10 protein-coding genes and 1 rRNA gene are annotated in these 13049 nt (G+C 33.3%); 4 read left to right on the top strand and 7 right to left on the bottom strand.

The annotated features are described in order from the left end of the window. The first annotated feature begins 16 nt into the window (after positions 1-16). Entirely contained in the window at positions 17-2143 is a 2127-nt protein-coding gene (scpA, locus tag ABD859_RS16185; RefSeq protein ID WP_345145637.1) for a methylmalonyl-CoA mutase, read from the top strand. Between the two features lie 41 nt (positions 2144-2184). Here scpA and ABD859_RS16180 read toward each other — a convergent pair whose 3' ends face one another. The 4 genes from ABD859_RS16180 to dapF all read right to left on the bottom strand — a co-directional run bounded on the left by ABD859_RS16180 (position 2185) and on the right by dapF (position 5762). Then, positions 2185-2829 carry a peptidoglycan-binding protein LysM gene (locus ABD859_RS16180; protein ID WP_345145636.1) on the bottom strand — a complete coding sequence of 215 codons (645 nt, stop codon included), beginning with the start codon at positions 2827-2829 and terminating at the stop codon, positions 2185-2187. 490 nt (positions 2830-3319) lie between these two features. Then, positions 3320-4360, bottom strand: a complete 1041-nt coding sequence (mltG, locus tag ABD859_RS16175; protein ID WP_345145635.1) for an endolytic transglycosylase MltG — start codon at positions 4358-4360, stop codon at positions 3320-3322. Positions 4361-4366: 6 nt separating this feature from the next. After that, positions 4367-4909, bottom strand: coding sequence for a GNAT family N-acetyltransferase (locus ABD859_RS16170; RefSeq protein WP_345145634.1), 543 nt, complete (start codon positions 4907-4909; stop codon positions 4367-4369). 70 nt (positions 4910-4979) lie between these two features. Further along, positions 4980-5762: a diaminopimelate epimerase gene (gene dapF / locus ABD859_RS16165; protein WP_345145633.1), complete on the bottom strand. Its 783-nt coding sequence runs from the start codon at positions 5760-5762 to the stop codon at positions 4980-4982. A 163-nt stretch (positions 5763-5925) separates the two neighbouring features. Here dapF and ABD859_RS16160 point away from each other — a divergent pair, with 163 nt between their 5' ends. Together ABD859_RS16160 and ABD859_RS16155 are read left to right on the top strand one after the other, a co-directional pair. Beyond that, on the top strand, positions 5926-7326 hold the full coding sequence (locus ABD859_RS16160) for a trypsin-like peptidase domain-containing protein (protein ID WP_345145632.1): 1401 nt from the start codon (positions 5926-5928) through the stop codon (positions 7324-7326). Positions 7327-7536: 210 nt separating this feature from the next. Further along, entirely contained in the window at positions 7537-8985 is a 1449-nt protein-coding gene (locus ABD859_RS16155; protein ID WP_345145631.1) for a glyceraldehyde-3-phosphate dehydrogenase, read from the top strand. 58 nt (positions 8986-9043) lie between these two features. On the opposite strand, the gene ABD859_RS16150 is transcribed toward ABD859_RS16155, so the two are convergent. Further along, positions 9044-9502, bottom strand: coding sequence for an Lrp/AsnC family transcriptional regulator (locus tag ABD859_RS16150; protein ID WP_008467950.1), 459 nt, complete (start codon positions 9500-9502; stop codon positions 9044-9046). A 200-nt stretch (positions 9503-9702) separates the two neighbouring features. On the opposite strand from ABD859_RS16150, the gene ald reads away from it, so the two are divergent. Then, complete coding sequence (gene ald, locus ABD859_RS16145) at positions 9703-10821, top strand: alanine dehydrogenase (RefSeq protein WP_345145630.1); 1119 nt, start codon at positions 9703-9705, stop codon at positions 10819-10821. Positions 10822-10946: 125 nt separating this feature from the next. Here the strand turns inward: ald and pafA are convergent, their stop codons facing one another. Both pafA and rrf read right to left on the bottom strand, forming a co-directional pair. After that, entirely contained in the window at positions 10947-12566 is a 1620-nt protein-coding gene (gene pafA, locus ABD859_RS16140) for an alkaline phosphatase PafA (RefSeq protein WP_345145629.1), read from the bottom strand. A gap of 227 nt (positions 12567-12793) precedes the next feature. Further along, a 5S ribosomal RNA gene (gene rrf / locus ABD859_RS16135) occupies positions 12794-12903 on the bottom strand. Between the last annotated feature and the right edge of the window lie 146 nt (positions 12904-13049).

The raw sequence follows: 13049 nt of genomic DNA, 5'->3' as shown, positions 1-13049 counted from the left end.
AAAGAAAAAAGTGTCTATGATAAGAAAAGACCTTAAACATATTAAGTTAGAAGTAAAAAATGAAAAGCCAGATATTAATTCTGCTTCTCATAACTTTACTACTGCTGAAGGAATTGAGCTCAAAAAAAACTATACTGAAAAAGATATAGAAGATCTAGAGTTTCTTGATTTTGGAGCCGGATTTACGCCTAATTTACGAGGACCTTACGCCACGATGTATGTTCGTCGTCCGTGGACAATTCGCCAGTATGCCGGATTTTCGACCGCAGAAGAAAGTAATGCTTTTTATAGAAGAAATCTCGCGGCAGGTCAAAAAGGACTTTCTATAGCATTTGATTTACCAACACACCGCGGTTACGATTCAGATCACGAACGTGTAGTTGGCGATGTTGGAAAAGCTGGCGTAGCTATAGATTCTGTTGAAGATATGAAGGTTCTATTCGACCAGATTCCATTAGATGAAATGTCGGTTTCAATGACCATGAATGGCGCGGTTTTGCCTATCATGGCATTTTATATTGTTGCTGCAGAAGAACAAGGAGTTGAACTCAATAAACTTTCGGGAACTATTCAAAATGATATTCTGAAGGAATTCATGGTGCGTAATACGTACATCTACCCGCCTGCTCCATCAATGAAAATTATCGCTGATATTTTTGAATTTACAAGCAAAAAAATGCCAAAATTCAATTCGATCTCTATTTCAGGATATCACATGCAGGAAGCCGGAGCAACGGCAGATATTGAACTAGCCTATACTTTAGCGGATGGTTTAGAATATATTCGAACCGGATTATCGACAGGAATGACAATTGATGAATTTGCTCCAAGATTGTCTTTCTTTTGGGCAATTGGAATGAATCATTTTATGGAAATTGCTAAAATGAGAGCTGGCCGTATGATTTGGGCAAAATTAATTCAGCAGTTTAATCCAAAAAGTGATAAATCATTAGCTTTAAGAACACACTGCCAAACCAGTGGCTGGAGTTTAACAGAACAAGATCCGTTTAATAACGTTGCCAGAACTTGTATCGAAGCAGCAGCTGCGGCGTTTGGAGGCACACAGTCTTTACATACAAATGCTCTTGACGAAGCAATTGCTCTGCCAACTGACTTTTCTGCCAGAATTGCCAGAAATACTCAAATATATTTACAGGAAGAAACTAAAATTACTAAAACTGTAGATCCGTGGGGCGGCAGTTATTATGTTGAATCACTGACAAATGAAATTCTAGAAAGTACCTGGAAATTAATTGAAGAAGTTGAAGAACTGGGAGGTATGACAAAAGCAATCGAAGCGGGAATTCCTAAACTTCGAATTGAAGAAGCGGCTGCCAGAAAACAAGCCAGAATCGACAGCGGTCAGGATATTATTGTTGGGGTTAATAAATTTAGATTAGAAAAGGAAGATCCGTTACATATTTTAGATGTTGACAACCAAATGGTTCGTAAACAGCAAATAGAACGACTTGAAGATATTAAAACAAAAAGAGATACTGAAAAAGTAAAACAATCACTGGAAAAATTAATTCATTGTGCTAAAACCGGAGAAGGAAACTTATTAGAAATTGCCATTGAAGCTGCCCGAAACAGAGCAACTTTAGGCGAAATAAGTTTAGCTCTTGAAAGTATTTTTGGAAGGTTTAAAGCGCAGATTAAATCATTTAGCGGTGTGTATAGTGCAGCAATAAAAAATGACGAAAATTTTGAAAAGGCAAAACAATTAGCTGATGTCTTTGCAAAACAAGAAGGCCGACGCCCAAGAATTATGATTGCCAAAATGGGACAAGACGGCCACGACCGAGGCGCAAAAGTAGTTGCAACCGGTTATGCCGATGTAGGATTTGATGTTGATATAGGTCCGTTATTTCAAACTCCGGCAGAAGCAGCAAAACAAGCTGTAGAAAATGATGTTCATATTTTAGGCGTTTCATCTCTTGCCGCGGGTCACAAAACACTGGTGCCACAGGTTATTGAGGAACTAAAAAAACATGGACGTGACGATATTATGGTAATTGTGGGCGGTGTAATTCCAGCACAGGATTATCAATTTTTATTTGATGCAGGCGCGGCGGCAATTTTTGGTCCCGGAACTAAAATCAGCGAAGCGGCAATTCAGATTTTAGAAATACTAATCGATTAAAATAGATCAAAAAAAATCCCGAATTAAATTCGGGATTTTTTTTAGTTATTTATTGTAGCATTGTTGTCTGCTTCAATAAAAGAGAGGTCATAACCTGCAAAGTCTCTTAAATAACTTTTTAAAGACGTTCCAAAAGCATCTCTAAAATGCCTGTTTCCACCATGTTTAAAAAAGTTTTTAACAGATCCCGCGCCTCCTAAATGTGCTGCTGCCAAAATTCCAGATTCGGTAATTTCAACACCATTAATCACTTTACCTTCGTACTTTCTAATTTCATTGCGCAAAATCCATTTGTTTTTAGATAATAATGCAACAAAAGCTTTTTCCTGTAATGCAGGATCTTTTAAAAAGTCATCGTCATTCTTGATGCCGATAGCGCGTAAGGCTTTTGAACCAAATTGATATTTTCCCATGTAACCCAGTGAGTTTACCAATCGGTATTTTCCCTGAGATTCTTTAAAAGCGACTGCTTCTTTAAAACCGATAAGATGATTTCCGGTGTATGGGACGTTTAGATTTACTTTAGGATATTCATCCTTTTCTAAAGATGGGAAGATATATTCTGATCCATCTGTTTTTTCTGTTAGAAACCACGGTTTGGTTTCGACACTAAAGGGTTTAAAACCCAAACTTAAAAATGTAATAATTACGATCAAACTCGCATAAAAATACCACTTCTTTATCATAAATTGTTTTTCTTCAAAACGCTGTCACCCTCTTGAAATTTCTACCGTGCAAAGATAAGGAATATAAAAAAACTCTATAAATCAAGCACTTAAGCATTTTTAAAAATTCTAAAATTCTGCTTAACCCCTTTGGTCATGCAGTATTCGGGGAAATTCTTTTAAGATGAATTTTGACAAAAAACAGCAAAAAAATAATTCCTAAAAATGCCATTTTTATCATTTTTTTACCAAATATGTTAAAATAATAAAATAATACTTACAGAAAAAGACGATTTTAGACTAAAGTTTAAATTTGAATTCATGAAAATTTGGAAAATTTTGTGAAAAATAAACTTAAAACGAGTGTCTTCTTTTTATTAATAAATTAAAATCGGGCTGATTCTATATTTTGAAATTATTTTGAAATCGAGATATTTGCTCCTTTCATTCGATAAAAAAACCGAAGCTTATAAAACTTCGGTTTGATAATCTTTTTAATCAAAAAGAGATATTATCTTGTTACACCCTGGCTGGCAATCCAGTCAGAATATCTTTTTGCATTTTTGGTATGATCTGCATAATTAGACGCAAATTCGTGATAACCAAATCGATCAACACTTGCACAGAAGTAGATATAATCGTTTTTCTCTGGGTTTAAAACTGCTTCAAGTGCTGTAATATCGGCCATTGCAATTGGTCCCGGAGGAAGTCCAATATTAATATAAGTATTGTAAGGAGACTTCATAACCAAATCATTATAAAAAACTCTTTTTATAACCTGATCAAAATTGTTATCTCTAAGTTTTAAAGCATAAATCACAGTTGGATCTGCCTGTAACGGCATATCAAGACGAAGACGATTTAAGTAAACACCCGCAATTCTTGGTCTTTCGTCTTTTTTTACTGATTCTTTGTGTACGATAGACGCTAAAATTGAAACCTGAACCGGAGTTAACCCTTGTTTTTTAGCTTGTTCAATTCTTTCTGGAGTCCAAAAATTGTGATATTCTTTAATCATTTTATCACGGAATTTTTCTGCTGATGTATTCCAGTATACTTCATATGTATTAGGAATAAACATTGCAAAAACATTCTCTTCATTGAATCCGTTTTGAGACAAAAATTCAGGATCTCTAAAAGCTTTTAATAAAGATGTACTATCGGCTTCAATTTCTGACCCTACTCTTCCTGCAAAATTTTCTAAACGTTCCTGATTGTTAAAAGCTAACTTTACCGGAACATTAGAACGCATAGCACGAACTAAGTCAATATTATTCATGTCTTTTTTAAGAAGGAAACGTCCTGATTTTACATTTTCAGGATAACTTCTTTTGCTGGCAACCAATTCAAAATTGTCAAAATTCTTAATATAAGGTGCTAATATTTTCTTTACATCTGCATAATTTGCACCAGTTGGAACATGCACGTAAACTTCTTTTTCTTCAAATTTAGTATTAGAACTGAAAATTCGGCTGATTAAAATAAAACCGTAAATCAGTAAAACAGAAATTACGGCTACAGCAGTTAGTGTGATTATTTTTTTTAGTTTCAAAGCTATTTATTGGTTTAAATTGTTTGTATTGATTAACTGAAAAATTGCTTCATCGTGATATTGGTTATTTAGCAAAATCCAGTCTTTTTTAATTCCTATTTTCTCAAAACCAAATTTAGTAAAAAGAGCTATACTTGCTTCATTATTTGTACTAATATTTGCATAAATCTGATGCAGATTTAAATTAAAAAAGGAGTATTTTATTAAAAGCTCTAATGCCTCAGAACCAATATTTTGTCCTCTGTTTTCTTTTTTTTGAATAACAATTCCAATACCGGCCCTATTATTTTTGGGATCAAATTCAAATAAATCAATTAATCCTACAGCCGGAAAATCTTCATCCTGACAAATCGCAAGACGCAATTGTTTTGCTTCATAAATATCCTGCTGTGCATTTTCAAGATACTTACGAATTAAATAACGACTGTATGGAGTATTCGTATTGCTGACTTCCCAAATGCTTTGATCATTTTCCATTTTGTACACAAATTCCAGATCTTCCGGTTCAAGTGCACGAAGATAAATTGTATCGCCTTTGAGTGTTATCATTTAATTTTAGATTGTTGATTTTAGATTCTTATTATTGGAATCTGGAACTTAAAAAATTGGAATTTGTTTATTAGATTTCAATTGTTCCTTTAAAAACAAATTTTGCAGGTCCGGTTAAGAAAACATTTGTAAAATGATCTCCAGATTTATCAAAAGAAACAACTAGTTTTCCGCCTTCAACATTTAAGTTAATAGATGTTTTATCTGTTTCTCCAATGGCATTCATAGCGATAGCAACTGCTGTTGCTCCCGTTCCGCAGGCTAAAGTTTCATCTTCAACGCCTCTTTCATAAGTTCTGAGAGAAAAAGTACTGTCATCAACTTTTTTTACGAAATTAACATTACTGCCTTTTTGTCCGTATAATTCGCCGTAACGAATAGCTGCTCCATTTTCTTTTACATTATAATGTTCTAGATCGTCTACAATCTGAACATGATGTGGTGAACCTGTATTTAAAAAAGTATAAGAATCCTTTTTTTGTACTTCATCAACATCAATCATTTGAAGTGAAACGATTGCATCATCTCCTACAGATGCGTGATGCAAACCATCGGTTGCTATAAAAGTCGTTTTGTCATCAATAACTCCCAAATTATTTGCAAAAGCCACTAAACAGCGTCCGCCGTTTCCGCACATCGAACTTTGGTTTCCGTCAGAGTTATAGTAAACCATTCTAAAGTCAGTTTCAGAATCATTTTCTAATAAAATAAGTCCATCGGCACCAATTCCAAAACGTCTGTCACACAGGCGTTCAATAAGTTTTACATCGTCTTTTGGAAAGAAATTTGAACGGTTGTCGATCATGACAAAATCGTTCCCTGTTCCTTGATATTTATAAAATTCTATTTGCATTTTTTAGTTGTTAGAAGTACAAAAGTACGAACTATTAATTAATGAAATGTTAATCATTGTTAAAGAGCGTTAAACCATTTTACAAAATAATTTTTTGGTATAATTTTACGTTATAAAATGTTAAAAACACATACCAAAAATAACTCAAAAACATAAATTTAATATGAAAAGATTTTCAACCTTATTTTTAGTTTCACTACTAAGTGGCGCTACTACACTTGGTGCTTACAAGTTATTGTTTGACGGCAGTAATTCTTATTTTGGAAAAGGAAATTCTGTTGTTACTCTTGCTCCTAATTCATACGGACGAGCTGTAGGAATGCCAGGAGAAGCAGTTGATTTTACCGAAGCTGCAGACAAAACAATTCACACTGTTGTTCACGTAAAAAATGTTTCGAGAAGAACGGTTAGTAATCCTATGATGGAATTTTTCTACGGATACGGCGGACAACAACAGCAAGAACAAGTAGGAACCGGATCTGGTGTTATTATTTCTGAAGATGGTTACATTGTGACAAACAATCACGTAATTAAAGATGCGACAGAAATTGAAATTACACTGAACAACAAAAAATCATACAAGGCAAAATTAGTGGGTACCGATTCTAAAATGGACATCGCATTATTAAAAATTAATGCCGACGAAAAATTACCTTATACTGCTTTTGCCAATTCAGATTCTGTAAAAATCGGCGAATGGGTTTTAGCAGTTGGAAATCCTTATAATTTGACTTCTACGGTAACGGCCGGAATTGTTTCGGCGAAAGCCAGAAATTTAGATCAAAGCGGTATTCAGTCATTTATTCAAACTGATGCGGCTGTAAATCCTGGAAACAGCGGAGGAGCATTGGTTAATACAAGAGGTGAATTGATTGGTATTAATACTATGATTTCGTCTATGACAGGATCTTATGTAGGCTATTCGTTTGCTGTTCCTTCTAATATTGCCCGAAAAATTATTGAGGATATTATGGAGTATGGAAATGTGCAAAGAGGAATTCTGGGCGTTGAAGGCGGCGAATTAAACAGTACAGCTTCTAAAGAATTAGGAATTACTGAAACTCAAGGTTTTTATATTAATAAAGTTTCTAAAAATTCTGGTGCCGAAAAAGCTGGTCTTACAAAAGGTGATATTATTATAAAATTAGACGAACAAAATATTTCTACTTTTGCTGATCTTTCTGGTTACATTAATACAAAACGTCCGAATGATGTTGTAAAAGTGACTTACATTAAAGACGGAAAAACGAAAACTGTTCCTGTAACTTTAAGCAAAAATGAATTTTTCAGCACAGAATTTAAAGGTATTGAATTAGAAAACATTGATGTTGCAGATAAAAAGAAATTCAAAATTGATTATGGTGTAAAAATTAAAAATATCACCAATGAAAATCTAATGCAATATCAAAATGAATTACAAGGAAATATCATTTTAAGTATTGACAATGTAAAAGCAACGAATGTTGAAACTGTTTCTAAACTTTTAAATAAAAAAGACGAAGGTCAAAGTGTACGTATAGAAATGATCAACAAAAACGGAGAAATTTTTAGAATTATAATTTAAGTCGCAATATTCAGTCTCAGTATTCAGTTTTATAACTGCACAATGAGACTGCGACTAAAAACTACAAAAAAAGCTATCTTAAGAAATTTAAGATAGCTTTTTTGTTTTCAAAAATAAATGCTAAAATAGTTTACGAAATCGATTGAAATAGATACTTTTGCGCCAAATTATAAAATAAGTGAGTGTTTTATTATTTCAATTTAATTAATTATGAGCAAAAATTCTTTGTACCAAAAAGAGGTATCATTACAAGTCGACCGAAGAAGAGCTGGTGTCGAATTAATCAAAGTGATAAGTGATTTATGGTATGACAAATCCATTGAAATGGTTTTATTTAAAAATCAATTACTGGATAAAAATGTCAGCGATATTATCAATCTGCATCAATATGCGGGTGAATTTGTGGGAAAACCTATAACGATCTTCGATTCTGTCGAAATTGCAAAAGTAGTTTTATCATTAGATCTTCCGCCTTCAAAAATAGATTTAGGAAAACTAACCTATGAGTATCGTTTAGAAGATGAAAAATATCCTGATGCAAGATATTTTGTAATGGACAAATTAAAAAACGCAAAATCAACTAAAGAAATTCAGCCAAAAGATGTTGTTCTTTACGGTTTTGGAAGAATCGGACGGTTATTAGCCCGAGAATTAATGTCTAAAACCGGAAAAGGAAATCAACTTCGCTTAAGAGCAATTGTTACCCGAGATAAAAATGATGCGTCGAGTTTAGAAAAAAGAGCTTCATTATTGCGTTATGACTCAATTCACGGCGATTTTCAAGGATCTGTAATTGCTGATCCTAAAAATAATGCTTTAATTATTAATGGAACCACAGTTCATATTATTACTGCAAATTCTCCTGAAGAAATTGATTACACTGTTTACGGAATTAACGATGCTTTGGTAATTGATAATACTGGCGCATTTACAACTGAAGAGGCTTTAAAAAGACATTTAACTTCAAACGGAGTCAGCAAAGTTTTATTGACTGCTCCTGGAAAAGGAGTTCCGAATATTGTTCATGGTGTAAATCACAATGATTATAATCCAGATGAGAATGATATTTTTTCAGCAGCATCTTGTACAACAAATGCTATTACCCCGGTTTTAAAAGTAATTGAGGAAAGTTTAGGTGTTGTAAAAGGTCATTTAGAAACGATTCATGCTTACACTAACGACCAAAATCTGGTTGATAATATGCATAGAAAATACCGTCGTGGCAGAGCTGCTGCTTTAAACATGGTAATTACAGAAACAGGTGCCGGAAGTGCCGTTGCAAAAGCACTGCCGTCATTAGAAGGAAAATTAACATCAAATGCCATTAGAGTTCCAGTACCAAACGGATCGCTTGTTGTTTTAAATTTAGAAGTTAAAAAAGCAACATCTATTGCGGGAATCAATAAAATAATGAAAAAATATGCTCTTGAAGGAGAACTGGTGGAGCAGATAAAATATTCTTTGAACAACGAATTGGTTTCATCTGACATTGTGGGAACTTCTGCTCCATCAATTTATGACAGCAACGCTACGATTGTTTCAAAAGATGGAAAAAATATAGTGCTGTATATTTGGTATGATAATGAATACGGTTACAGTCACCAAGTTATTCGTTTAGCAAAATATATTGCCAAGGTAAGACGTTATACCTATTATTAATTCAACCAAACTAACTCATTTCTAAGCCATCAAGTTCTCTTGGTGGTTTTTCTTTTTATTAAATAGGCAGAACTGTTGTACTTTTTACTTCAGAAATAACAAAAACAGTATTTATTAGAGAAACCTCGGGCAAAACAGATAATTTCTTTTGATGAAAATGATGATAACTTTCCATATCCGGAATTATAATTTTAAGCATATAATCAAAATTTCCCGAAACATAATTGCACTCTACAACTTCAGGTAAATTTAAAATTGACTGGTTAAATCCTTCCGAAGTATCATAAGTTTGTTTCGTAAGCGTAACTTGGCAGTAAACTGTCAAATTATTTCCTAATTTTTTCTTGTCTAAAAGTGTGACATATTTTTCTATAATCCCATCTTTTTCAAGACGTTTCACTCTGTCATGAACTGGAGTCAAAGACAAGTTTATTTTGTTTGCAATGTCTTTTAGAGTATAGTGCGCATCTTCTTGTAAAAGACGTAGGATTTTTTTGTCAATTTCATCTAAAGCCATAACGAAAACGTTTTATTAGATTTGCATTTTTTAGTCATTTTTTCTTTTTCAGGAATAAATTACGATCTAAAACAGAATAATTTTCTGTAAAATTAAAAAATAAAATAATATTTTCTTATTTATTATTCCTCAAACCATAATTTATTCTCTCGCTGTAGATTTGTAAAACAAATTCAATAAAAACAACAAAATATAACAAAATGATAATAGGTGTTCCAAAAGAGATAAAAAACAACGAAAATAGAGTTGCTTTAACTCCAGCTGGTGTTTCTGAAATGAAAAAACACGGGCATATAGTGTATGTTCAAGCTACTGCAGGTTTAGGAAGTGGTTTTGCTGATGAAGAATATGCTCAGGCTGGTGCAGTAATTTTACCAACAATTGAAGAAGTTTATGCAATTGCAGAAATGATCATCAAAGTAAAAGAACCTATTGCTTCTGAATATCCATTGATTAAAAAAGATCAATTATTATTTACTTATTTCCACTTTGCATCTTCTGAAGAATTAACACATGCAATGTTAGAAAAAGGAGCTGTTTGTTTAGCTTATGAAACTGTAGAAAAAACAGACAGAAGTTTACCATTATTAGTTCCAATGTCTGAAGTTGCTGGTCGTATGGCAATTCAACAAGGAGCAAAATACCTTGAAAAACCATTAAAAGGAAGAGGAATTCTTTTAGGAGGTGTTCCAGGTGTACCGCCGGCAAAAGTATTAGTTTTAGGTGGAGGAATCGTAGGAACTCAGGCTGCAAAAATGGCTGCTGGTTTAGGTGCTCAGGTTACAATTATGGACTTAAGCTTACCACGTTTACGTCAATTAGATGATATCATGCCTGCAAATGTAAATACTGAAATGTCTAATCATTACAACATTACAAGAGCAATTAAAGATGCTGATTTAATTGTTGGAGCAGTTTTAATCCCAGGAGCAAAAGCACCTCACTTAATTACTCGTGATATGCTTAAATTAATGCGTCCGGGAACTGTAGTTGTTGACGTAGCTGTAGATCAAGGTGGATGTATTGAAACTTGTACTCCTACAACACACGAAAACCCAACTTTCATTATTGATGATATCGTTCACTATTGTGTAGCTAATATGCCGGGAGCTGTTCCTTACACTTCTACTTTAGCTTTGACAAACGCAACCTTACCTTATGCTGTACAATTAGCAAACAAAGGATGGGAAAAAGCATGCGCCGAAAATGAAGAATTGAAAAAAGGATTAAACGTAGCTAATGGAAAAATTCTTTACAAAGGAGTTGCAGAAGCTTGGAATCTTCCTTTTAACGAAGAAATAGTATTAGCAAACGCATAGGCTAATACTTATATAAGTGCTTACTAAGTCACTGTTATAAAGGCTTTTCTTAATTGAAAAGCCTTTTTTTTATTTTATAAAAAAACCTGTCATGAAGACAGGTTTGTTTTTAAATCGTATGTTTTTTATTTTTTATTGTCAAGAATTTCAGTCATTACTTTGGCTTCAGTTCCATTTGGGAAAGTAATTTTAATCTTTTGAGCAATTGTTGGAGCTATCTCTGTTATTGCTTTTTTATCATAAGATTCACCCTTTTTAATATTCCATCCGTAAAAAATAGCTGGAACATGAGTATCATAACTATAGATAGTTCCATGAGATGTTCCAGTTGGTGTATATTCAATCATACCTGGCTTATCTACAATAACTAAATCACCATTTTGCGTAACATCATATCCTTTAGCTACAAAATTAAGAGCATAATCATTTCCAGCGTTAGCCAGTACTTCTTCTTCAGTATAAACTTTTTTAACTTGTGGCTGCGTAATTAAAAAATCTTTAAAAGCTTGTTTTACTTTTACAAGTTCTAATCCTTTTTCTTTAATAATTTCCTTATTGAAGAAAACATTAAAGTTTGAATAATTTTGAATCAAATCTACCCCAAAAGTCTTAGTAGAAAAATCTTGCAGAGTTTTTCTAACTTCTTTAGAAGGATAATTGTCTACATTATATTTACGGTCTTTTAAATAAATAACATTTTCGGCTCCAGCATGGTCAGCCGTTAAGAAAAGTAAATAATTCCCTTTTCCAACCGTTTTATCAAGATAAGCTAAAAAATCAGCAATTGTTTGATCTAATCTCAAGTAAGTATCCTGAAGTTCCATAGATCTTGGACCAAGTAAGTGACCTACATAATCTGTAGAAGAAAAACTAACCGTTAAAAAGTCAGTAATATTATCTTTTCCTAATTCTTCTTTCTCAATCGCTCTTTTAGCAAATTCAGCTAACAAATCATTTCCAAAAGGAGTCGCACGAATAACTCCTGCATCGTTTTTCTCATACATTGATTTTAAATCATATGGAAAAACCGGAGTTGCACTTCCATATAACTTTCCTTCATAAGGATTATTATCAGGAAGACTTTCATTGTAAACCGAAGCAGGTTTATACAAATCCCAGCCTTTATTAATATATTTTAAGTAGTTTTTTTCATTGTTGAATTCATTTACCCACTCAGGCAATTTTTCTCCGTAAAAAGTACTAGAAATAAACGAACCCGTTTTACTATACCAAAATGCCCAGTTAGCAAAATGCCCAGCCGGAAGAATTGCACCACGGTCTTTTAAACTCATCCCGATTACTTTTCCATTGAAATTAGTAGCCATTCTAACTTCATCCGTTATCGTAGTACTTAGAAGATTTTTAGGAGACATTGCACCTTCTTCAGCTGTACCGTCTCCAACAGTTTTTACTCCAGCATCATCTGTACAATATCTTTCTTTACCTAAAGTTCTGCTGAACCATTCATTACCCACAATCCCGTGTGTTGCAGGAGTAGTTCCTGTATATATCGAGGCATGTCCTGGAGCAGTATAGGTTGGCATATAATTGTAATGCATGTTTTGGAAAACAAATCCATCATTCATTAACCTCTTAAAGCCGTTTGGAGAGAAATCATCTGAAAAACGATATAAATATTCCATTTTCATTTGATCAACCACAATACCTACAACTAATTTAGGACGTTGTTGCGCACTCATACTTGTAATAACAAAAAGCGTCAACAGTAAAATATTTTTTCTCATGTTTAAATAGTAATTTAAACACAAAAATACTCATTCAAATTTAAAACATCTAAAGTATCCTTAGCTAAGACACACAATTGACTATAATTTAACAAAAATTGAATGCTATATTTTTTAGAAAATCAATTTACAATAAACAGAGTAACAGATTAGATTATAAAAAAAACATATTTCCAAATTTGTATAAAACAAAAAACCCTATCCGTATTGGATAGGGTTTTTCAAAAGAAAGGCGACGACATACTCTCCCACAATGATGCAGTACCATCTGCGCAGGCGGGCTTAACTTCTCTGTTCGGGATGGGAAGAGGTGAGCCCCGCCGCAATAACCACCTTAAGGTTTTTGGTTTTCAGTTTATTGTTTTGAGTTCCTTGAGAACTTAATACCTCACCGATAACCGCCCGCGACGGGCAAATATTTTAACATACTGAGATAAAGAAACAAATAAGCATTAGTTTAGAAAGTTTCCTCCTCCCGTCTTT

The sequence above is a fragment of the Flavobacterium ginsengiterrae genome, assembly GCF_039539785.1.
Lineage (GTDB): Bacteria > Bacteroidota > Bacteroidia > Flavobacteriales > Flavobacteriaceae > Flavobacterium > Flavobacterium ginsengiterrae.
The sequence above is the reverse complement of the archived record's forward strand: the minus strand, read 5'-3'. Positions and strand labels throughout refer to the sequence as shown.

Bases quoted from the DNA above. Each gene is read 5' to 3' on its own strand.
- scpA (WP_345145637.1), top strand. From the start codon at position 17: ATGATAAGAAAAGACCTTAAACATATTAAGTTAGAAGTAAAAAATGAA.
- ABD859_RS16180 (WP_345145636.1), bottom strand. From the start codon at position 2,829: ATGATAAAGAAGTGGTATTTTTATGCGAGTTTGATCGTAATTATTACA.
- ABD859_RS16170 (WP_345145634.1), bottom strand. From the start codon at position 4,909: ATGATAACACTCAAAGGCGATACAATTTATCTTCGTGCACTTGAACCG.
- dapF (WP_345145633.1), bottom strand. From the start codon at position 5,762: ATGCAAATAGAATTTTATAAATATCAAGGAACAGGGAACGATTTTGTC.
- ABD859_RS16160 (WP_345145632.1), top strand. From the start codon at position 5,926: ATGAAAAGATTTTCAACCTTATTTTTAGTTTCACTACTAAGTGGCGCT.
- ABD859_RS16155 (WP_345145631.1), top strand. From the start codon at position 7,537: ATGAGCAAAAATTCTTTGTACCAAAAAGAGGTATCATTACAAGTCGAC.
- ABD859_RS16150 (WP_008467950.1), bottom strand. From the start codon at position 9,502: ATGGCTTTAGATGAAATTGACAAAAAAATCCTACGTCTTTTACAAGAA.
- ald (WP_345145630.1), top strand. From the start codon at position 9,703: ATGATAATAGGTGTTCCAAAAGAGATAAAAAACAACGAAAATAGAGTT.
- pafA (WP_345145629.1), bottom strand. From the start codon at position 12,566: ATGAGAAAAAATATTTTACTGTTGACGCTTTTTGTTATTACAAGTATG.